The 21,752-nt window shown below is 61.1% G+C and carries 18 protein-coding genes and 3 tRNA genes; 4 read left to right on the forward strand and 17 right to left on the reverse strand.

Going from position 1 to position 21,752, the window contains the following annotated elements; all coding sequences use genetic code 11:
• Positions 1-7: 7 nt before the first annotated feature.
• Positions 8-2,854 (forward strand): RNA polymerase-associated protein RapA, encoded by a 2,847-nt coding sequence (gene rapA, locus CFY91_RS07870; RefSeq protein ID WP_093985802.1) that lies wholly within the window; start codon positions 8-10, stop codon positions 2,852-2,854.
• Here the strand turns inward: rapA and CFY91_RS07875 are convergent.
• On the reverse strand, positions 2,851-4,170 hold the full coding sequence (locus tag CFY91_RS07875; RefSeq protein ID WP_093985803.1) for a spinster family MFS transporter: 1,320 nt from the start codon (positions 4,168-4,170) through the stop codon (positions 2,851-2,853). The two genes, rapA and CFY91_RS07875, sit on opposite strands and share 4 nt — an antisense overlap.
• Positions 4,171-4,288: 118 nt before the next feature.
• The gene (phnN, locus tag CFY91_RS07880) at positions 4,289-4,858 is read right to left on the reverse strand and encodes a phosphonate metabolism protein/1,5-bisphosphokinase (PRPP-forming) PhnN (RefSeq protein ID WP_093985804.1); all 570 of its coding nucleotides are present in this window, start codon (positions 4,856-4,858) and stop codon (positions 4,289-4,291) included.
• A gap of 217 nt (positions 4,859-5,075) precedes the next feature.
• Between phnN and CFY91_RS07885 the strand changes: the two genes are divergently transcribed.
• Complete coding sequence (locus tag CFY91_RS07885; RefSeq protein WP_093985805.1) at positions 5,076-5,396, forward strand: Arc family DNA-binding protein; 321 nt, start codon at positions 5,076-5,078, stop codon at positions 5,394-5,396.
• A gap of 89 nt (positions 5,397-5,485) precedes the next feature.
• Here CFY91_RS07885 and CFY91_RS07890 read toward each other — a convergent pair whose 3' ends face one another.
• The 7 genes from CFY91_RS07890 to CFY91_RS07920 all read right to left on the reverse strand — a co-directional run bounded on the left by CFY91_RS07890 (position 5,486) and on the right by CFY91_RS07920 (position 11,017).
• Positions 5,486-6,622 carry a sodium ion-translocating decarboxylase subunit beta gene (locus CFY91_RS07890; RefSeq protein ID WP_093985806.1) on the reverse strand — a complete coding sequence of 379 codons (1,137 nt, stop codon included), beginning with the start codon at positions 6,620-6,622 and terminating at the stop codon, positions 5,486-5,488.
• A gap of 10 nt (positions 6,623-6,632) precedes the next feature.
• Positions 6,633-8,411, reverse strand: a complete 1,779-nt coding sequence (gene oadA / locus CFY91_RS07895; RefSeq protein ID WP_093985807.1) for a sodium-extruding oxaloacetate decarboxylase subunit alpha — start codon at positions 8,409-8,411, stop codon at positions 6,633-6,635.
• 18 nt (positions 8,412-8,429) lie between these two features.
• On the reverse strand, positions 8,430-8,681 hold the full coding sequence (locus tag CFY91_RS07900; RefSeq protein WP_093985808.1) for an OadG family protein: 252 nt from the start codon (positions 8,679-8,681) through the stop codon (positions 8,430-8,432).
• Between the two features lie 213 nt (positions 8,682-8,894).
• A complete protein-coding gene (mgtE, locus tag CFY91_RS07905) occupies positions 8,895-10,337 on the reverse strand; it encodes a magnesium transporter (RefSeq protein ID WP_093985809.1) in 1,443 nt (480 codons plus the stop codon).
• A 334-nt stretch (positions 10,338-10,671) separates the two neighbouring features.
• A tRNA-Asp gene (locus CFY91_RS07910) sits at positions 10,672-10,748 on the reverse strand.
• A gap of 83 nt (positions 10,749-10,831) precedes the next feature.
• Positions 10,832-10,908 (reverse strand) — tRNA-Asp (locus tag CFY91_RS07915).
• Between the two features lie 33 nt (positions 10,909-10,941).
• A tRNA-Val gene (locus CFY91_RS07920) sits at positions 10,942-11,017 on the reverse strand.
• Between the two features lie 261 nt (positions 11,018-11,278).
• Here CFY91_RS07920 and CFY91_RS07925 point away from each other — a divergent pair.
• Together CFY91_RS07925 and gspD are read left to right on the forward strand one after the other, a co-directional pair.
• The gene (locus CFY91_RS07925; RefSeq protein ID WP_165765313.1) at positions 11,279-11,917 is read left to right on the forward strand and encodes a type II secretion system protein N; all 639 of its coding nucleotides are present in this window, start codon (positions 11,279-11,281) and stop codon (positions 11,915-11,917) included.
• Between the two features lies 1 nt (position 11,918).
• A complete protein-coding gene (gspD, locus tag CFY91_RS07930) occupies positions 11,919-13,826 on the forward strand; it encodes a type II secretion system secretin GspD (protein WP_093985811.1) in 1,908 nt (635 codons plus the stop codon).
• A 59-nt stretch (positions 13,827-13,885) separates the two neighbouring features.
• On the opposite strand, the gene CFY91_RS07935 is transcribed toward gspD, so the two are convergent.
• The 8 genes from CFY91_RS07935 to truA all read right to left on the reverse strand — a co-directional run bounded on the left by CFY91_RS07935 (position 13,886) and on the right by truA (position 21,740).
• Positions 13,886-15,097 (reverse strand): O-succinylhomoserine sulfhydrylase, encoded by a 1,212-nt coding sequence (locus CFY91_RS07935; protein ID WP_093985812.1) that lies wholly within the window; start codon positions 15,095-15,097, stop codon positions 13,886-13,888.
• 56 nt (positions 15,098-15,153) lie between these two features.
• Positions 15,154-16,659, reverse strand: coding sequence for an amidophosphoribosyltransferase (purF, locus tag CFY91_RS07940; RefSeq protein ID WP_093985813.1), 1,506 nt, complete (start codon positions 16,657-16,659; stop codon positions 15,154-15,156).
• A gap of 53 nt (positions 16,660-16,712) precedes the next feature.
• Positions 16,713-17,258 carry a CvpA family protein gene (locus tag CFY91_RS07945; protein ID WP_093985853.1) on the reverse strand — a complete coding sequence of 182 codons (546 nt, stop codon included), beginning with the start codon at positions 17,256-17,258 and terminating at the stop codon, positions 16,713-16,715.
• 70 nt (positions 17,259-17,328) lie between these two features.
• Entirely contained in the window at positions 17,329-17,907 is a 579-nt protein-coding gene (locus CFY91_RS07950; RefSeq protein WP_093985814.1) for an SPOR domain-containing protein, read from the reverse strand.
• Entirely contained in the window at positions 17,907-19,172 is a 1,266-nt protein-coding gene (folC, locus tag CFY91_RS07955; RefSeq protein WP_093985815.1) for a bifunctional tetrahydrofolate synthase/dihydrofolate synthase, read from the reverse strand. The genes CFY91_RS07950 and folC overlap by 1 nt, the downstream gene beginning before the upstream one ends.
• Positions 19,169-20,053, reverse strand: coding sequence for an acetyl-CoA carboxylase, carboxyltransferase subunit beta (gene accD / locus CFY91_RS07960; protein ID WP_093985816.1), 885 nt, complete (start codon positions 20,051-20,053; stop codon positions 19,169-19,171). Before accD ends, folC begins: the two co-directional genes overlap by 4 nt.
• A 129-nt stretch (positions 20,054-20,182) precedes the next feature.
• Positions 20,183-20,803, reverse strand: a complete 621-nt coding sequence (locus CFY91_RS07965) for a phosphoribosylanthranilate isomerase (RefSeq protein WP_093985817.1) — start codon at positions 20,801-20,803, stop codon at positions 20,183-20,185.
• 73 nt (positions 20,804-20,876) lie between these two features.
• Positions 20,877-21,740 (reverse strand): tRNA pseudouridine(38-40) synthase TruA, encoded by an 864-nt coding sequence (truA, locus tag CFY91_RS07970; RefSeq protein ID WP_093985818.1) that lies wholly within the window; start codon positions 21,738-21,740, stop codon positions 20,877-20,879.
• Between the last annotated feature and the right edge of the window lie 12 nt (positions 21,741-21,752).

Here is a 21,752-nt window from a genome sequence, read left to right on the forward strand (position 1 = left end):
GAGTCGCATGTCGCAGCAGTATCAACCAGGTCAACGCTGGATCAGTGACAGCGAGGCGGAACTGGGCCTGGGCACCGTACTGACCAGTGACGGGCGCCTGCTCACCGTGCTCTATCCGGCGACCGGCGATACGCGTCAGTATGCGCTGCGCAACGCACCGCTGACCCGCGTGCGCTTCGCCCCGGGCGACGAGATCACCCATTTCGAAGGCTGGAAACTGACCGTACAGGAAGTCGAGGACATCGACGGCCTGCTGGTCTACCTCGGCTTCGACAGCCAGCACCAGCCACGCAGCCTGCCGGAAACCCAACTGTCGAACTTCATTCAGTTCCGCCTGGCCAGCGATCGCCTGTTCGCCGGACAGATCGACCCACTACCCTGGTTTGCCCTGCGCTATCACACTTACCAGCATCAGAACCGCCTGCTGCAGTCGCCTCTCTGGGGCCTCGGCGGCGTGCGTGCGCAACCTATTGCCCACCAGTTGCATATCGCCCGCGAAGTAGCCGATCGCATCGCGCCGCGCGTTCTGCTCGCCGATGAAGTGGGCCTGGGCAAGACCATCGAAGCCGGCCTGGTGATTCATCGCCAACTGCTGAGCGGACGGGCCAGTCGGGTGCTGATCCTGGTTCCGGAAAACCTCCAGCATCAATGGCTGGTGGAAATGCGCCGGCGCTTCAACCTGCAGGTAGCGCTGTTCGATGCCGAACGCTTCCTGGAAAGCGATGCCGACAATCCCTTCGAGGACTGCCAGCTGGCGCTGGTCGCACTGGAGTGGCTGGTCAGTGACGAACGCGCCCAGGATGCCCTGTTTGCCGCCGGCTGGGACCTGCTGGTGGTGGACGAAGCACACCACCTGGTCTGGCATGCTGAACGGGCCAGCGCCGAATACAACCTGGTGGAGCAACTGGCCGGGCATATTGCCGGCGTGCTGCTGCTCACCGCGACCCCCGAACAACTGGGTCAGGAAAGCCATTTCGCACGCCTGCGCCTGCTCGACCCGCATCGTTTCCACGACCTGCAGGCCTTCCGCGCGGAAAGCCAGCAATACCAGCCGGTTGCCGCCGCCGTGCAGGAGCTGCTTGACCATGGCCAGCTCAGCGAACAGGCCCGCCAGGCGATTGGCGGCTTCCTCGGCCAGTCTGGCACCACCCTGCTCGCAGCACTGGAGGCCGGCGACGAACAGGCCCGCGCACGCCTGGTACGCGAACTGCTCGACCGCCACGGCACCGGTCGCCTGCTGTTTCGCAACACACGCGCAGCAGTACGCGGCTTCCCCGAGCGCGAACTGCATCCTTACCCGCTGCCCTGCCCCGAACAGTACCTGGCCTTACAGCCTGAAGAGCAGGCCGAGCTGTATCCCGAGGTGGCCTACCAGGCCCAGGACACCCAGGACGACGAACAACGCTGGTGGCGCTTTGATCCGCGCGTCGAATGGCTGATCGACACCCTGAAGATGCTCAAGAAATTCAAGGTACTGGTGATCTGCGCACATGCCGAGACCGCCCTCGACCTGGAAGACGCCCTGCGCGTACGCTCAGGCATTCCCGCCACGGTGTTCCACGAAGGCATGAGCATCCTCGAACGCGATCGTGCCGCCGCCTACTTCGCCGACGAAGAATTCGGCGCGCAGGTACTGATCTGTTCGGAAATCGGTTCCGAGGGACGCAACTTCCAGTTCAGTCATCATCTGGTGCTGTTCGATCTGCCGGCCCACCCGGATCTGCTCGAGCAGCGTATTGGCCGCCTGGATCGTATTGGCCAGCAACATCGTATCCAACTGCACGTTCCCTACCTGGAAGGCAGTGCACAGGAGCGACTGTTCCACTGGTACCAGCAGGCGCTCAACGCCTTCCTGGCCACCTGCCCCACCGGCAATGCCCTGCAGCATCAGTTCGGCAGCCGCCTGCTCGAACAGTTGCCGGGCGGCCCGGCCGGCGCCTGGCAGGCCTTGCTGGAGGAAGCCCGCGCGCAACGCGAACGCCTGGAGCAGGATATGCAGCGCGGCCGCGACCGTCTGCTGGAACTCAACTCTGGTGGAGCTGGCGAAGGCGAGTCACTGGTTGAGGCGATCCACGAGCAGGACGACCAGTTTGCCTTGCCGATCTACATGGAAGAACTGTTCGAGGCCTTTGGCATCGACAGCGAGGATCACTCGGAAAATGCGCTGATCCTGCGCCCCAGCGAGAAAATGCTCGATGCCAGCTTCCCGCTCGGCGACGACGAAGCCGTCACTATCACCTATGACCGCCAACAGGCCCTGAGCCGCGAGGACATGCAATTCCTCACCTGGGAACACCCCATGGTGCAAGGCGGCATGGACCTGGTGCTGTCCGGCTCGATGGGTAATACCGCGGTGGCGCTGATCAAGAACAAGGCGCTCAAGCCAGGTACGGTACTCCTCGAACTGCTCTTCGTCAGCGAAGTCGTCGCGCCGCGCAGCCTGCAGCTGGGGCGCTTTTTCGCCCCACAAGCCATACGCAGCCTGCTCGACAGCAACGGCAACGACCTGGCAGGCAAGGTGGCCTTCGAAACCCTCAACGATCAACTGGAGAGCGTGCCGCGTGCCAGCGCCAACAAGTTTGTCCAGGCCCAGCGCGAAGTGCTGGCCCGGCAGATCAATGCGGCGCAGGCCAAGGTCGAGCCACACCACGCGCAACGTGTCGCGCAGGCCAGGCAGCGCCTGATCGACGAACGCGACGAAGAGCTGGCGCGCCTGCAGGCGCTGCGAGCCGTCAACCCCAACGTGCGCGACAGCGAACTGCAGGCCCTGCAGCGGCAGCGCGACGAAGGCCTGGCCTACCTGGAAAAAGCCGCCCTGCGCCTGGAAGCCATTCGCGTACTGGTGGCCGGCTAGCGCAGGCCTTCCTGCATACGCTGGGCGTCCGCACAAAACGTGCGTGACGCCTGCCACAGGGCCAGCATGGTCAGCAGCAAGGCCAGTGGAATCAGGTACAACGCATCGTGCAGGCCGATAGCGCGGAATTGCTCGGTCATCTGCGTCGCGCCGGCAGCCAGGCGTGCCGCTTCAGCAAAGTGATCGGACAGACCACCGACCACCAGCGGGCCAAGCCCGCCACCCAGCAGGTACAAGCCGGCGAAGAACAACGCCATGGCACTGGCACGCAGACGCGGCTCCACCACATCCTGAATCGCCGTATACACGCAGGTATAGAAATTGTAGGAAAACAGCCAGCCCAGGCTGAACACCGCGACGAACACACCAATGGCAATCTGCCCGGCCAACAGCACATAGCCCGTACAGAGCGCAGCAATCAGCATGCTCACTGCGCCCAGCAGCAGGCGCCCACGCGCCCAGCGCTGGTGAGCGCGATCCGCCAGCCAACCGCCAGCCGTCAGCCCCAGCAAGCCGGTCAGCCCGACCATGATGCCCACCGCCACCGCTGCCTGCTGCAACGACAAGGCAAAGTAGCGTTGCAGCATAGGCACCATGAAACTGTTGGCCGCATAGGCAGCGAAGTTGTAGGCAAGCCCGGCCAGGGTCAACCACCAGAAGGTGCGGATCGCCAGCACCTTGCGCAACGGCTGAGCAATCTTCTCCTCGCTCACCTGCACCTGCTCGGCCGCGCCACGCCGCGGCTCACGGATGAAGAAGATGAACAGCGCCAAGATAATTCCCGGTACGGCGGCAATGAAGAAAGGCGCACGCCAACTGCCAAAGGCCTGGACCATCGCACCGATGGTGAAATAAGCCAGCAGCAGGCCCAGCGGCAGGCCCAGCATGAACAGGCCCATCGCCCTGGAACGCTTTTCTGCTGGAAAAAGATCACCAATCAGCGAGTTGGCCGCCGGCGCATAACTCGCCTCACCGATGCCCACACCCATGCGAATGAGCAGGAAGCTCCAAAAGTTCCAGGCCATGCCGTTGAGTGCGGTCAGGCCACTCCATACCAGCAAACCACAGCCCATGATCTTGCGCCGCGCGCCTATGTCGGCAAGCCGCCCCAGCGGAATACCCGCCAGCGCATAGACAATGGTGAACGCCGTACCCAGCAGGCCAATCTGCAAGTCCGTGAGATTCCACTCCAGACGGATCGGTTCGATGACAATGGACGGAATGGTTCGATCGAAGAAGTTGAACAGATTGGCCAGAAACAGCAGAAACAGAATGCGCCAGGCATTGGTAGCCTGGCGGGACGGCGGCTGCGACATGGCAAGCTCCCTCTCTTGTTATTGTGATGAACAGCGGCGCACCTTAGCAGTCAGCGCCCGGCAGGCCAATGAGCCATATCCCGCACGCGCTGTCAGCCAGGATAGACAGCCGTGATGCCTAGCTACAGGTTGGCTGCCCCGGCTCATCCAGGCAAGCGAGCAGCGCCTCCACGCTCTTTTCAAGACTGCCGCCCGCCTCCACCACGCAGTAAGCCCCAGCATCACGCAATGCTGCCTGCAGCTGCTGGTGACGAAGCAAACGCTCTTCGACCTGCCGAGCCGTCTCCCGACCGCGCTTCAACAGACGCTCACGCAGTTGCGGGGTGGGTGCTTCCAGGCAGATCGCTTGCAAGTTCGGATAACGTCGCCGTGCCTCACTCAGGTAGCCACGCGACCCGTTGACCAGCACCGCCTGCCCCGCCTGCAACCAATCATCAATCTGGCGTGGCACACCATAGCTCAAGCCATTGGCCTGCCAACACAGGGCAAAGTCGCCTGCAGCCTGGCGCGCCGCAAACACCTCCTCACTGAGCCACTCTTCCAAAGGCTCGTTGCTCACCCCAACGCGCGTCACGCAACGTGGCGCCAAGTGATAGCCCCGCTCGGCAAGGGCTTGCGCGGCGGCCTGCAGAAGACTGTCTTTGCCAGCCCCCGAAGGCCCCATCAGGTAAACCAAGCGCATCGACACCTCCGCCCCGGCCTCACAGACTCGTTATGTCAGCCGAGTCGCATTTCTTCAGTTTAACGCTATGCAAAGGCAGCAGCTTGACTGAAAATTGACAACGTATTTTTGGCGAGCCTTTACCTGCCAACCCGCTGAACGGCAGCTGCCAAACGCGGTCATATTGGCGACAATCGCATAGCTGATTGCCAGCATCGCTTTCCCAAACCAATCGGTTTACCTTATGCGTCCTATGAAACAGGCACCCTACTCCAGCCGCACGGCTGACAAATTCGTGGTCCGTCTACCCGACGGCATGCGTGAACGCATCGGCGAAGTGGCACGCAGCCATCGTCGCAGTATGAACTCGGAGATCATCGCCCGCCTGGAACAAAGCCTGTTCCAGGAGGAAGGTATGCAAACCGACACGTCTCTGTGCATCGACAGCCCGGAACTCAGCCTCAGCGAACGCGAACTGCTGCAGCGCTTTCGCCAGCTCAGCCGCCGCCAGCAAAATGCCCTGGTAGCGCTGATCGATCATGACAGCGAACTGAGTGCCGAATAACCGGGCAACCCCATAAAAAAACCGGCTTTCAGCCGGTTTTTTTATATCTGCATCTTTGGGGCCGACACATAGCCGACCCCAGGTACAGGCTAGCCAACAAAACTCAGCAACACGCCAGCTGCCACGGCCGAGCCAATAACCCCGGCCACATTCGGCCCCATGGCATGCATCAGCAGGAAGTTTTGCGGATTGGCTTCCAGGCCCACCTTGTTGGAAACCCGCGCAGCCATCGGCACCGCCGACACGCCAGCCGAACCAATCAACGGATTGATCTTGTTCTTGCTGAACATGTTCATGATCTTCGCCATGATCACACCAGCAGCAGTCCCTGCACAGAAAGCCACCATACCCAGCATGATGATGCCCAGAGTCTTCACCTGCAGGAAGGAGTCTGCCGAAAGCTTGGAGCCCACCACCAACCCCAGGAAGATGGTCACGATATTGATCAGGGCGTTCCGCGAGGTATCCGCCAGACGCTCCACCACACCGGCCTCACGCAGCAGATTGCCCAGCGCGAACATGCCGACCAATGGCGCCGCATCCGGCAACAACAAGCCAACCAGCACACACAGCACCAGCGGGAAGATGATCTTCTCGGTCTGGCTCACCGGACGCAGCTGCGACATGACGATGGCACGCTCTTCCTTGGTGGTCAGCGCACGCATGATTGGCGGCTGGATCAACGGCACCAGCGCCATATAGGTATAGGCTGCCACAGCGATCGGGCCCAGTAGGTGGGGTGCCAGCTTGGACGTCACGAAGATCGAGGTCGGGCCATCCGCGCCACCAATGATGGCAATCGATGCCGCCTCTTTCAGGGTGAACTCCATACCGGGAATACCCAGTGAGCCAATCGCCAGAGCACCCAGCAAAGTACCAAAGATACCGAACTGAGCCGCAGCCCCTAACAGCAGGGTCTTCGGGTTGGCCAGCATCGGGCCGAAATCCGTCATGGCCCCCACACCCAGAAAGATCAGCAGCGGAAAGATACTGGTCGGCAGGCCTACCTCATAAATCAGGTGCAGGAAGCCCGCGCCCTCGGCCATATTGGCTACCGGAATATTCGACAGCAAACCACCGAAGCCGATGGGAATCAGCAACAGCGGCTCGAAGCCTTTCTTGATAGCCAGGTAGATCAACCCGAGACAGACTGCAATCATCAGCAGCTGACCGGGCTCAATATGATAGAGACCGGTGCTCTGCCAAAGCTTTAACATTTTTTCCATGTCAGAGCCCTCAGCCGATGGTCAGCAGGCTATCGCCCACCGCCACCGCGTCACCCACCTTGACGTTGACACTGCCGACCGTACCGCTTTTGAAAGCACGGATCTCGGTCTCCATCTTCATCGCCTCGAGGATCATGATCAGCCCACCTTCCTCAACCTGGTCACCGGCCTGCACCAGCACCTTGAAGATGTTGCCGGCCAGCGGCGCCTTCTGCGCTTCGCCAGCCCCCGCAGACGGCGCTGCTGCTGCACCCTGCACCACTGCCTGGCCACCCAGCGGCTTGATGCCCTGCAAGTCGCCGCCTTCGCTGACCTGCACCACATAGGACTGGCCATTGACTTCCACGGTATAGACTTCGGGCTGTCCCGCCTCCCTGACCAGGCCTTCCTTGCCGGTCGGGACGGGTTCGAAGGCCGCCGGGTTACCGCGATTCTCCAGGAACTTCAGGCCGATCTGCGGGAAGAGTGCGTAGGTCAGCACATCGTCAATTTCTTCAGCCGCCAGCTTGATGCCCTTCTCTTTGGCTAGCTCACGCAACTCGGCGGTCAGCTTGTCCATTTCCGGTTGCAGCACGTCGGCCGGGCGACAGGTAATGGCCTGGCCACCATCCAGCACACGCTCCTGAAGCGCCTTGTTGAAAGGCGCCGGTGCCGCACCGTACTCACCCTTGAGCACGCCAGCCGTTTCCTTGGTAATCGACTTGTAGCGCTCACCCGTCAGCACATTGATCACGGCCTGGGTGCCGACGATCTGCGAAGTCGGTGTTACCAGCGGGATAAAACCGAGGTCTTCGCGCACGCGCGGAATCTCGGCGAGCACCTGATCGAATTTATCCTGGGCGCCCTGCTCCTTGAGCTGGCTTTCCATATTGGTGAGCATGCCTCCCGGCACCTGGGCGACCAGAATGCGCGAGTCCACCCCTTTGAGGTTGCCCTCGAACTTGGCGTATTTCTTCCGCACCTCGCGGAAATAGGCAGCAATTTCCTCCAGCAACTCAAGGTTCAGGCCAGTGTCACGCTCGGTACCCTGGAACATCGCCACCACCGATTCGGTCGGCGAATGACCGTAGGTCATGGACAGCGAGGAGATGGCCGTATCGACATTATCAATACCCGCCTCGACGGCCTTGAGGATAGCCACCGAAGACAGGCCAGCCGTGGCATGGCACTGCATATGGATCGGAATGGCCAGGCTAGCTTTCAGGCGCGTGACCAACTCGAAGGCGGTATAGGGCGTGAGAATACCGGCCATGTCCTTGATGGCCACCGAGTCAGCGCCCATGTCTTCGATCTGCTTGGCCAGATCGACCCACATGTCCAGGGTATGTACTGGGCTGGTGGTGTAGGAAATGGTCCCCTGCGCATGCTTGCCAACCTGCTTGACCGCCTTGAGGGCGCGATCCAGATTGCGCGGGTCATTCATGGCATCGAAGACACGGAACACGTCGACACCATTGATCGCGGCCCGCTCGACGAACTTGTCCACCACATCATCGGCATAATGCCGGTAACCCAACAGGTTCTGGCCACGCAGCAACATTTGTTGACGCGTGTTGGGCATGGCCTTCTTCAGGGCGCGGATACGCTCCCACGGATCTTCCCCGAGATAACGGATACAGGCATCAAAGGTCGCCCCACCCCATGACTCTACCGACCAGAAGCCCACCTGATCGAGTTTCGGGGCGATCGGCAGCATATCTTCCAGACGAACGCGGGTAGCAAGAATGGACTGGTGCGCATCACGCAGCACCACATCGGTAATGCCGAGCGGTTTCTTGGTCATCGTCAAAACTCCCTGGCGGAGACGTTAGCCGCGCTTGGCACGGTGCTGGTGGATGGCTGCCTGAATAGCGGCAATGACAAGCGGATCAACAGGCGCCGCAACGGCGGTCTGCTTGCGAACAACAGGCGCCGCAAGCACCGGTGTCGGGACGAAACGCTCGATCAGGATGGACATGCCGCGGATGGCATAGATCAGAAGCGTGAGGAAAGCCAGAACACAGCCCATGCCAATCAGCATGAGTTCCACACCTTCCAGCAAAAGCTCAGTCGGGGTCATCGATAGGCTCCAAGTGATGCGGCTCTTGGCCGGCATTCGTTATGTCGGGCCTGACGGGCTTTTGACCCAGCCAAGCGGCGGAACATTAGCCTGAAAATCCAATCCGAAGCAATCAAAGCGCCAAAATAGCGACATTATTTTCCAGACAAGCGTCAGTTTGCCGCAGCTGATAACGGGCAAAAACCCTACTTTACAGCCCACCAAAAAGGCGACTTACAGCAGGAACAGAGTAGCCAAGCCCAGGAAAATAAAGAATCCGCCACTGTCGGTCATTGCCGTGATCATCACACTGGCGCCCATGGCCGGATCACGCCCCAGACGCAACAGACTCATGGGAATCAACACCCCCATCAGCGCCGCCAGCAGTAAATTAAGCGTCATCGCCGCCGTCATCACCGCCCCCAGCGACCAGCTATCATAGAGCACACCCGCTACCACACCGATCACCCCGCCCCATAGCAGGCCATTGATCAGTGCTACGCCCAACTCCTTGCGCATCAGCCGGGCCGTGTTCCCCGTACCCACCTGATCCAGGGCAATCGCCCGGACAATCATGGTGATGCTCTGATTGCCGGAATTTCCGCCAATACCGGCGACGATTGGCATCAGCGCAGCCAACGCCACCAGCTTCTCAATGGAGCCTTCGAACAGGCCAATCACCCGAGAAGCCACAAAAGCCGTGACCAGATTGACAGCCAGCCAGGCCCAGCGGTTGCCCACCGACTTCCAGACCGAGGCGAAGATGTCTTCTTCTTCGCGCAAGCCGGCCATGTTGAGCACTTCGCTTTCGCTCTCTTCACGAATCAGGTCAACCATTTCGTCAATGGTCAGACGCCCAATCAGCTTGCCGTTGCGATCCACCACAGGCGCTGAAATCAGGTCATAGCGCTCGAAAGCCTGGGCCGCATCATAGGCATCCTCATCCGGATTGAAGGTCACCGGATCATCGGCCATGACCTCGCCAACCTGCTTATCCGGATCGTTGACCAGCAGGCGCTTGATCGGCAATACGCCCTTGAGAATGCCGTCATAGTCGACCACGAAGAGCTTGTCGGTGTGCCCCGGCAGCTCCTTCAGGCGCCGCAGGTAGCGCAACACGACTTCCAGGCTGACATCCTCGCGGATGGTGACCATCTCGAAGTCCATCAGTGCGCCGACCTGATCCTCGTCGTAGGACAAGGCCGAACGCACACGCTCACGCTGCTGCGCATCCAGGCTTTCCATCAACTCATGGACGACATCACGCGGCAGCTCGGGGGCCAGGTCTGCCAGCTCATCGGCATCCATTTCCCGGGCAGCGGCGAGTATCTCGTGATCATCCATGTCAGCCAGCAGGGTTTCCCGCACGGCATCGGATACTTCCAGAAGAATGTCGCCATCACGCTCGGCACGCACCAGCTGCCAGACAGTCAGGCGATCGTGGAGCGGCAGAGCTTCCAGAATATGGGCCACGTCGGCCGAGTGCAGCTCATCAAGCTTGCGTTGCAGCTCGACGAGATTCTGACGATGTACCAGGTTTTCCACCCGGTCGTGGTGCTGACCTTCCTGACGATGGGTCAGCTCTTCCACCAGGCGATGGCGGTGCAGCAGTTCGACCACCTGAGCCAGGCGATCCTGCAGGTTTTCCTGCGGCTTTTTCGCTTCAACTTCGCTCATAGCGTGCTCCACCCCCAGCGGCAGGCACGCCTTGGGGGCTCAATCAGTCCGTATGCGATTGCGCAATCGAGGTTCTGAGTAACTACTGGGTACGTCCATTGCTGGGTTCCACAAGCCCCGGCGGGGCTGACCGCGCCATGATAACACCGCAGCACACCGATTCGCTTGACAAAATCAGGAAATAACAAGTGCTTGCATGACGTTCCTGAAGCAGCCTGAAACGTCTGCGAGGCGCTTTGGGAGACGCGCCAACGGCGCCAGAAAACACAATCCACCGAACTGACGGAGGCAGAAACGACAAAGCCCCGCTCGATTGAGCAGGGCTTTGTGGATATGGCGCAGCGGACGGGACTCGAACCCGCGACCCCCGGCGTGACAGGCCGGTATTCTAACCGACTGAACTACCGCTGCATGTCGGTGGGCAAGATGCCCGAACAACTCTTTTTTCAGCAGTGAAAACCACTGAACACAACGCAAAAACGCTGTGTGAAAAATGGCGCAGCGGACGGGACTCGAACCCGCGACCCCCGGCGTGACAGGCCGGTATTCTAACCGACTGAACTACCGCTGCGCGTCGGCCGGGCTTACGCCCGATTCACAAGGATGGTGGGTGATGACGGGATCGAACCGCCGACCCTCTGCTTGTAAGGCAGATGCTCTCCCGGCTGAGCTAATCACCCTTCGCCTTGCGTGGCGCGCAATTTACGCAGAGGCACGCCACAAGTCAACCCTCGCCTGAATTTTTTCTCTGCGAACAACATGTTGCGTCCCCTGACAAGCTTCACGCGTTCGGGGGATGGTATGCCCGCCAAGGACTGTTATGATCCGCCTCGACCTTCTGCGGTGATCGTACACACGACACTTGCCGTCATGGACGCCAGCAAGCGCCGAAGGTAAGTAGCCAGCCAATAACAATGAGATCGTCACACAGGTTGCAATACGTGCCACCATCCCGCTCAGACACCCCTGCCCAGCGCTGGCCGCTACTTGCCTGCCTGACACTCCTGCTAATCATGGGCGCCAGCTTTGCCTGGCAACTCCAGCAGCACCTGCAAACACTGCAGAGCCCAGCCAAACAGGCCATATCGCCACGCCTGCACAACGCCGCCGGCAACCCGGACATTACCTTTCTGGCGCGCTTGTTCGGCAATGCGCCAAACCCCGCCAGTACGAGCCAACCGACCCGCCTCAACTTGCGCCTTGAAGGTAGCTTCGTACAGGCCGACCCCGCCGGTTCCAGCGCCATCATTCGCCACCAGGACAAGAGCCGTCGCTACCGGGTAGGCGATGAAATCACGCCCGGAGTGATCCTCCAGCACATTGCCCCCCTGGAAGTCCGGCTACTACGCCAAGGGCACCTGGAAACGCTGGCCTTCCGCCCTGCCGGCCACGCACTGCAAGCGGTAGCGGAACGACGCAGCGAGCCTTCCCCGGACAGCCCACCCGACACCGAGCAAGCGTTGCAAGACCTGCATGCGGACGACCTTGCGCGCCTGCAGGAGCGCATGAACAGCCTGCGCGAACAGCTGCAACTGGACAACTCCACGCCCCCTAACCAGCCCTCCACGGACGCCCCCTGAGATGACGCTCAAGCCTGGCCTGCTTTCCCTTGCCCTTGCCGCCGCCCTCTGTCTGTCATTCCCCGCAGCAGCCAATACGGCCAGTAACGCAGACACCCCAGAGCGCTGGGTCATCAACCTGAAAAACGCTGAAATTGCTGATTTCATTGAGCAAGTCGCACAAATCAGCGGACAGACCTTCGTCGTTGATCCGCGCGTCAAAGGCCAGGTCAGCGTTATTTCTCAAGCGTCCCTATCGCTCAGCGAGGTCTATCAACTGTTCCTCTCGGTCATGGCCAGCCACGGCTATACCGTGATTGCCCAGGGCGAACAGGCACGCATCGTGCCCAATGCCGAAGCGAAAAGCGAAGCCAGCACGCTGCGTGGCAATGAAGCCATGGAGACACGCCTGCTAGTCGTGCAACACGCTCCAGTCGCCGACCTGATCCCGTTGATCCGCCCACTGGTTCCGCAGCATGGGCATCTGGCTGCGGTCACCTCGGCCAACGCCCTGATCGTTACCGACCGCGCCGCCAATATCGAACGCATCGCCCGCCTGCTGGAACAGGTCGACCATCAGGGCGAGCATGACTACAGCGTGATCAACCTGCAGCACGCCTGGGTCGAAGATGCTGCCAAAGTCCTGGAAAACGCTCTGCCACGCGGCCAGAGCAAAGGTTCAGGCAGCACCCAGATCATTGCCGACAGCCGCAGCAATCGGCTGATCCTGCTCGGCCCGGACAAGGCCCGCGCGCGCCTGGTACGCCTGGCACAAAGCCTCGACAACCCCAGCCAGCGTTCAGCCAATACGCGGGTTATTCGCTTGCGCCACAACGACGCCAAGAGCCTGGCGGAAACCCTCGGCGAATTTTCCGAGCAACTCAAGGAAAGCAGCGGCGAAAGCAGCAAGAGCCGGCAACTGATGATTCGCGCTGACGAGAGCCTCAACGCCCTCATCCTGCTGGCCGAACCTGACATGCTCAGTACGCTGGAGGGGATTGTCCAGCAACTGGATGTACCGCGCGCCCAGGTGCTGGTAGAGGCAGCTATCGTGGAGATTTCCGGTGATATCAGCGATGCCATCGGCGTGCAGTGGGCGATCGACGCTCGCGGGGATAAAGGCGGTCTCGGTGGCGTCAACTTCAGCAATACCGGCTTGTCGGTCGGCACAGTGATCGGCGCCATTGCCAACGACAAACTGCCCGACAACCTGAGCCTGCCCGACGGCGCCATCGTCGGCGTGGGCAGTGACAACTTCGGCGCACTCATCACCGCACTGTCGGCCAACAGCAAGAGCAACCTGCTGTCCACCCCCAGCCTGCTGACCCTGGACAACCAGAAGGCGGAGATTCTGGTCGGACAGAACGTGCCCTTCCAGACCGGCTCCTACACCACGGATGCCGCCGGCGCCAACAACCCCTTCACCACCATCGAGCGCAAGGATATTGGCGTGACCCTCAAGGTCACCCCGCACATCAACGAAGGCGGCGCTCTTCGCCTGGAGATCGACCAGGAAATTTCCTCCATCGCACCGACCACTACGCTCAACTCAAGGGCCGTCGACCTGGTTACCAATAAACGCTCGATCAAAAGCACCATCCTCGCCGGCGACGGACAGATCGTCGTGCTCGGCGGCCTGCTTCAGGACGATGTCACTCAGTCTGACTCCAAGGTACCTCTGCTGGGCGATATCCCGCTGCTTGGCCGGCTGTTTCGCTCCAGCAGCGAAAGCCACGTCAAGCGCAACCTGATGGTCTTCCTGCGACCCACCGTGGTTCGCGACAGCAACGGCCTGGCCGCGCTGGCCGAACAAAAGTACGGCAGCATTCGCCTGTACGGCGGCGACCAGCCCGCCGGTCGTCACAACCTACTGCCCGAGCGCGCCGAACGGCTGTTCCAGCAAGGCCAGCCCATCGATCTGCGCCCCTAACACGAGAACCCCAGATAGACAAAAGGCAGCCTAGGCTGCCTTTTGCATCAGGAGAATACTCAGACCTGCGCCAGCCCCCGCGCCAGATCGGCCTGGATATCTGCGATATCTTCCAGCCCCACGGCAATCCGCAGCAAACCATCGCTGATGCCGGCGCGCTGACGATCCTCGGCCGATAAACGTCCGTGGGTAGTCGACGCCGGATGGGTGATGGTGGTCTTGCTGTCCCCCAGGTTGGCCGTGATGGAAATCATCCGTGTGGCATCCACGCAGCGCCAAGCCGCCGCCTTGCCGCCGCGCACCTCGAAACTGACCACCGCACCAAAGCCCGTCTGCTGCCGACAAGCCAACGCATGCTGCGGATGACTGGGCAGGCCGGCATAGTAGACATGCTCAACCTGCGGCTGCTGCTCCAGCCACTCCGCCAACTGTTGAGCCGCGGCACAGTGAGCCTGCATGCGTAGACGCAGGGTTTCCAGGCCCTTGAGGAACACCCAGGCATTGAACGGACTGAGCGTCGGCCCGGCGGTACGCAGGAAGCCCACCACCTCTTTCATCTGCTCGGCACGCCCGGCCACCACACCGCCCAGGCAACGCCCCTGGCCATCGATGAACTTGGTCGCCGAATGAATGACGATATCCGCTCCCAGCGCCAAGGGCTTCTGCAATACCGGCGTACAGAAGCAGTTGTCGACGGCCAGCCAGGCACCCCCGGCATGGGCAATCTCCGCCAGCGCAGCGATGTCCACCAATTCCGCCAACGGGTTGGAAGGTGACTCGACAAACAGCAGCCTGGTGTTGTCCCGCAACGCATCACGCCAGGCCTGCAGGTCGGTCAACGGCACGTAGTCGACCTGCACACCAAAACGCTTGAAGTACTTGTCGAACAGGCTGACCGTGGCACCGAATACGCTGCGCGAAACCAGCACATGGTCACCGGCACTGCACAGGCTCATGACCATCGCCAGGATCGCTGCCATGCCGGAGGCCGTCGCGACCGCCTGCTCGGCCCCTTCCAGCGCCGCAATACGCTCTTCGAAGGTGCGCACGGTCGGATTGGTGTAGCGCGAGTAGACATTGCCTGGCTGTTCACCAGCAAACACCGCGGCGGCCTCGGCCGCACTGCGAAACACATAGCTGGAACTGGTGAACAGCGCCTCGCCATGCTCACCTTCCGGGGTGCGCCGCTGCCCGGCACGCACTGCCAGGGTATCGAAACCCACGCCGTGCAGATCGCTGTCCAGGCGACCCGCCTGCCATTCTTGCGTCATGATGCTACCTCATTGGGGCGCTGGCCCAGTCCGGGCACAAAGCAAACAACGGCCGCTTAGTTGTTGTACAGGTCGATGATCGCACTGACCATCTGGCTGGCCACCTTGGCGCCATCGTTACGCGCTTGCTCGATACGCGCCAGGTAAGCCTCGTCGACATCACCCGTGACGTACTGGCCGTCGAAGACCGCACAGTCGAACTCATCGATCTTGATCTTGCCACCACCGACCGCTTCCTTGAGGTCATCGAGGTCCTGATAGACCAGCCAGTCGGCGCCAATCAGCTCAGCCACTTCCTCGGTACTGCGACCATGAGCGATCAACTCGTGAGCGCTCGGCATGTCGATGCCGTAGACATTCGGGTAACGCACCGCCGGTGCCGCAGAGCAGAAGAACACGTTTTTCGCTCCGGCCTCGCGAGCCATCTGGATGATCTGCTTGCAGGTCGTGCCACGCACGATGGAATCATCCACCAGCATGACGTTCTTGCCACGGAACTCCAGATCAATGGCATTGAGCTTCTGCCGCACTGATTTCTTGCGTGCTGCCTGGCCAGGCATGATGAAGGTACGTCCGATATAGCGATTTTTCACGAAGCCCTCACGGAACTTCACGCCCAGCCGGTTGGCCAACTCCAATGCCGAGGTACGGCTAGTGTCGGGAATCGGGATGATCACGTCGATACCATGATCAGGACGCTCGCGAAGAATCTTCTCGGCCAGTTTTTCGCCCATGCGCAAACGCGCCTTGTAGACCGACACACCGTCCATGATCGAATCCGGACGCGCCAGATAGACATGTTCGAAAATGCACGGCGAGAGACGTGCCTGCTGGGCACACTGACGGGTATGCAGTTTGCCGTCCTCGGTGATATAGACCGCCTCGCCGGGTGCCAGATCGCGGATCAGCGTGAAGCCGAGCACATCAAGCGCAACGCTCTCGGATGCAATCATGTACTCCACACCCTCATCGGTATGCCGCTGACCATACACGATGGGACGAATCCCCTGGGGATCGCGGAAGCCGACGATGCCATAACCGGTGATCATTGCCACCACCGCATAACCGCCACGGCAACGCTGGTGTACGCCCGCCACCGCGGCAAATACATCCTCCTCATCGGGCTTCAGCTTGCCGCGTACCGCCAACTCGTGGGCGAATACGTTGAGCAGCACCTCCGAGTCGGAGTTGGTGTTCACATGGCGCAGATCCGAGGCATAGATTTCCTGGGTCAACTGCTCGACGTTGGTCAGGTTGCCGTTGTGCGCCAGGGTGATGCCATAGGGCGAGTTGACATAGAACGGTTGCGCCTCAGCCGAACTGGAGCTGCCTGCGGTGGGATAGCGCACATGACCGATGCCGACATTGCCGAACAATTGCTGCATGTGGCGCTGCTGGAAGACATCGCGCACCAGGCCGTTATCCTTGCGCAGGAACAGCTTGCCGCCATGACTGGTCACGATACCGGCAGCGTCCTGGCCACGATGTTGAAGCACGGTAAGCGCGTCATACAGCGCCTGATTGACGTTCGACTTACCGACCATACCGACGATGCCACACATGCGACGCAACCTCTATTCAGTGAAACAGGCTAATGAGCTAAGCATGACCGACCTCAAGGGGTCGGCAGCTGCATGGAAAAAGGTAGGGAGGCGGGCTCGCTGACACCACTGGCCAGCCATTGGCTGCCCAGCCCCAGCACCAGGTTCTTTGACCAGTCGGCCACCAGCAGGAAATGCGGCAACAGTACCGACTGATGCCACCACAGGTCTTCCTGCACCGGCGCCAGGCTCAGCAAACCGACCAGTACCACTACCAGCAGACCACCACGAGCGGCCCCGAACACCATGCCCAGAAAACGATCGGTACCCGAAAGCCCGGTGACCCGGATCAGCTCACCGATGAGAAAGTTGACCAGCGCCCCAACCAGCAGGGTCACCACGAAAAGTATTACGCAGGCACTGATCACCCGCGCCGAAGGCGTACTGATGTAGTCCTGCAGATGATGCGCCAGAGCGCCACCGAACAACCAGGCCACCGCACCGGCGATCACCCAGGTCAGCAGCGACAGGGCTTCCTTGACGAACCCTCGACGCAGGCTGATCAGGCTGGAAACCAGAATGATGGCGATGATCGCCCAATCGACCCAGGTGAATGTCACGGCAATGTCCGCATGCACAAGAGGTGCGGGATTTTAGCAGAGCCACTCCCCCGCTTAACAGCGCACTGCGTCAGTTCCGCTCCGGCTGGAAGCGTACGATGAAGCCATCCAGCTGCAACTGACGCTTGAGCTGCGCACGCAAGCGCTCCGCTTCCGTCTTCTCGATGACCGGGCCGACCAGCACCCGCGTCTTGCCCTCGAAGCTGCGCACATAGGCGTTGTAGCCCTGGGCACGCAGTTTCTGCTGCAAGGCCTCGGCGCCTTCGCGGCTGGCCAGACTGGCCAACTGCACAGACCAGCTACGCGGCAGGCCTGCCTCATCCAGCCCCGCCACAGGCGTATCGCTAGCCAGGGGAGCCTGACTCGACGGAACCTCTGCGACCACGGGCGGCTCCTGCTCGACTACCGGCACGACCGACTCGGCAGCGTGCTCGGGCATGGCCTGCAACGGCGGAATGTCGAGTGGCTCGACCGGTTCCGGGGTCACAATGAGGCTGTCCGCTGGCTCCGGCATGGCAGGCGCTACAACCTGCACATCACGCGCCTCATCCGGACGGGAAAACAGCATGGGCAGGAACACCACAGCCAGCGCCAACAGCACCAGCGCCCCGACAATACGTTGCCGCAATCCCCGATCGAGCAAAGCCATCATCCTTCCCCTTGCGTCTGCAGCCAGGTCAGCGCCTCGGCCACACAGAAAAACGAGCCGAACACCAACACCTCGTCGCCTTCCTGTGCCTGGGCACATTGAATATCAAGCGCCGAGCATACGGAATCTGCCTGCCGCACCGAAACCCCGGCTTCGCGAAGATAGTCAGCCAACTCTGCGGCCGTTCGGCTCCGCGGGCTATCAAGGGGCGCCACGCACCAGTCCTGACAGAGATCAAGCAGCGGCTGCAGGACGCCAGGCAAATCCTTATCGGCCAGTAAGCCGAACACCGCGAGGCGACGACGCGGACGCTGCCGTAGACGCTGCGCCAAGTAGTGTGCGGCGTGCGGGTTATGCCCGACATCCAGCAATAACGCGACGCGCTTGCCACGCACGGTTACCTGACAACGCTGCAAGCGCCCTGCCAGCTGGGTTTCAGCCAGTGACTGGCGCAACCGTTGAGCCTCCCAGGGCAACCCAAGTAACGCATATGCCTGCAATGCCAGCGCGGCATTCTCCACGGGCAGATCAAGCTCAGGGAGGGCTTCCAGCTGCAGGGGATGCCCCTGGGCATCAACCCCATGCCAGTCGCGACCTGCCAGAGCAAAAGAGCGACCGCGCACATGCAACGGACAGCCCAGGCGCTGCGCCTCATCCAGCAACGGCTGCGGTACATCCTCATCACCGCACAGGGCGGCATGACCAGCGCGCAGGATGCCAGCTTTCTCACGCGCCACCGATTCGCGACTGTCGCCCAACCACTCGACATGATCAACACCGATACTGGTAATCAACGCCAGATCGGCATCCACCAGGTTGACCGCATCCAGCCGGCCACCCAGCCCTACCTCCAGCACCAGCGCATCCAGTTCCTGCTGTTGGAAAATCCAAAACGCCGCCAGCGTGCCCATTTCGAAATAGGTCAGGGGAATATCGCCGCGCCGCGCCTCCACAGCGGCAAAAGCTTCGCACAGCAGTTCGTCCGTCACCGGCTGGCCATTGATCTGTACACGCTCGTTGTAACGCAACAGGTGGGGCGAAGCATACACACCAACCCGCAAACCCTGGCCGCGCAACAGACTGGCCAGAAAGGCACAGGTCGAGCCCTTGCCATTGGTGCCGGTAACGGTGATCACCCGGGGAGCCAGACGCCCCCGAGCAAGGCGCTGCCAAACCGCAGCAGCACGTTGCAACCCCATGTCGATAGCGACCGGATGCAGTTGTTCCAGGTAGCTCAACCAGCTGGCCAGGTCACGCTCCGTCATGCACAGGCCGCCCCGGCAAAGGGCGAGGGCTGGCCGCCCAGCTGCGCCAGCAGACGAGCCAGGCGCTCACGCAACTCGGCACGCGGGATGATCATGTCAATCGCCCCATGCTCCAGAAGAAACTCACTGCGCTGGAAACCTTCCGGCAGTTTTTCGCGCACGGTCTGCTCAATGACTCGCGGCCCGGCAAAACCGATCAACGCGCGCGGCTCAGCGACGATGACATCACCGAGCATGGCCAGGCTGGCCGACACGCCGCCATAGACCGGATCGGTCAGCACCGAGATGAACGGCACGCCCTCTTCGCGCAGGCGCGCCAGCACTGCCGACGTTTTGGCCATCTGCATCAGCGAGAGCAGGGCCTCCTGCATACGCGCGCCCCCCGAAGCAGAAAAACAGATCAGCGGGATGCGCTGCTGCAGGGCAACATTGGCGGCACGCACAAAGCGCTCGCCGACCACCGCGCCCATGGAACCGCCCATGAAGCTGAATTCAAAGGCACAAGCCACTACCGGCAAGCCATGCAAGGCCCCGCGCATGGCCACCAGGGCATCCTTCTCACCGGTATCTTTCTGCGCAGCCAGCAAGCGATCCTTGTACTTCTTGCTGTCACGAAACTTCAGACGATCAACCGGCTCCAGCTCGGCAGCGATTTCCTCGCGTCCACTTTCGTCGAGAAACATGTCCAGACGCGCCCGTGCACCGATACGCATGTGGTGCTGACACTTAGGGCAGACATCCAGGGTTTTCTCCAGCTCCGGCTTGTACAGCACGGCATCACAGGAGGGACACTTGTGCCAGAGGCCTTCAGGGACCGAGCTTTTCTTTACCTCCGAACGCATGATCGACGGGATCAGCTTGTCTACCAGCCAGTTGCTCATGCTTGCTCAACTCCTTCAGAAGCCAAATTCTTGTCAGGTCGCCAAGGGCGACGGCAATCACGCACTATGCAGTGCCATGTCAGGCTATGGACGGTTGCCTGGTACGCATCGTCACACCTGGCTGGGCAATCAGGCACCGCGCACGGCCTGCACGAAGGCCGCCATCCGCATGGGGTCTTTGATGCCCTTGGCCAGCTCGACACCGCCACTCACATCCACCGCATAGGGTCGGGCACAGGCAATGGCCTGCGCGACATTATCAGGATGCAACCCGCCCGCCAAAATGATCGGCAAACCATCCTCCTGCGGCACCTGCTTCCAGTCAAAGGCCGCCCCGGTGCCTCCCGGCACACCTTCGACATAGGTATCCAGCAGAATACCTCGCGCGTCGGCGTACTCTGCCATCTCAGCCTGCAGGTCGATGCCCGGACGCATGCGCAGTGCCTTGATATACGGGCGCGCATAGCCACGACAGTCGTCGGCAGCCTCGTCACCATGAAACTGCAGCAAGTCCAGCGGCAGTTGATCAAGCAGGCTCTGCAGGTTTTTCCGCGGCATGTCGACAAACAAACCAACACTGCTCACGAAAGGCGGCAAGGCCGCAAGAATCGCGGCGGCTTGCTGGATGCTGACCGCACGCGGGCTAGGCGGATAAAACACCAGGCCAATGGCATCCGCTCCGGCGGCTACCGCAGCCAGGGCATCCTCCACACGGGTAATCCCGCAGATCTTGCTGCGCACACGCGCCATATTCCATGCTCCTGGCTACTCATCAGCGAGCCACTTGATATCCGGCGCACACGCCGCTTCTTGTTCAAACGCCTCAGCGCCTGTGCACATCCTGCAGTCCCGAGAGAAAATGTGGCCCCAGGTAACGCTCAGGCAGGGCGAACTCCTCGGGATACTCCACGTTCACCAGGTACAAGCCGTAGGGGTGCGCGGTCACTCCAGCATCGCGCCTGTTGCGACTGGCCAGCACCTCTTCGACCCAGACTACTGGACGCTCCCCGGCGCCAATAGTCATCAGCACCCCAGCCATATTACGCACCATGTGGTGGAGGAAGGCATTGGCTCGCACATCCAACACAATAAAGCGTCCCTGTTGCAAAACCTGAAAGTGATGGATGGTCTTGACGGGGGACTTGGCCTGGCACTGTCCCGCCCGGAATGCACTGAAATCATGAGTACCCAAGAGCGCCTGGGCCGCCTCCTGCATGCGCTGGGCATCCAGCGGCCGGTGATTCCAGGTGACCTCTTCGGCCATGTGCGCTGGGCGCACCGGATCGTTATAGATCACATAGCGATAGCGCCGCGCCATAGCGCTGAAACGCGCATGGAAGTGGCGCGGCATGACCTGTGCCCAGGTCACGCTGATATCCTTGGGCAGATACATATTGGCGCCCATGATCCAGGCATGCAGCGGACGCTCGACTTGCGTATCGAAATGCACCACCTGACCACTGGCATGCACGCCGGCATCGGTACGACCGGCACAATTGATCGTCAGTACCTCGCCCCCCGCTACCCTCGACAGAGCCTGCTCGAGGCAGGCCTGCACACTGGGCACGCCGGCATTCTGCCGTTGAAAACCATGATAACGACTACCCCGGTACTCAATACCCAGGGCAATTCTGGAAAAGCCAACGGCCGCCCATTCGGCGGCCGTGGTGGTTACTGCATCAGTCATGAAAAGGCATCG

This window comes from Pseudomonas fluvialis (assembly GCF_002234375.1).
GTDB lineage: Bacteria > Pseudomonadota > Gammaproteobacteria > Pseudomonadales > Pseudomonadaceae > Aquipseudomonas > Aquipseudomonas fluvialis.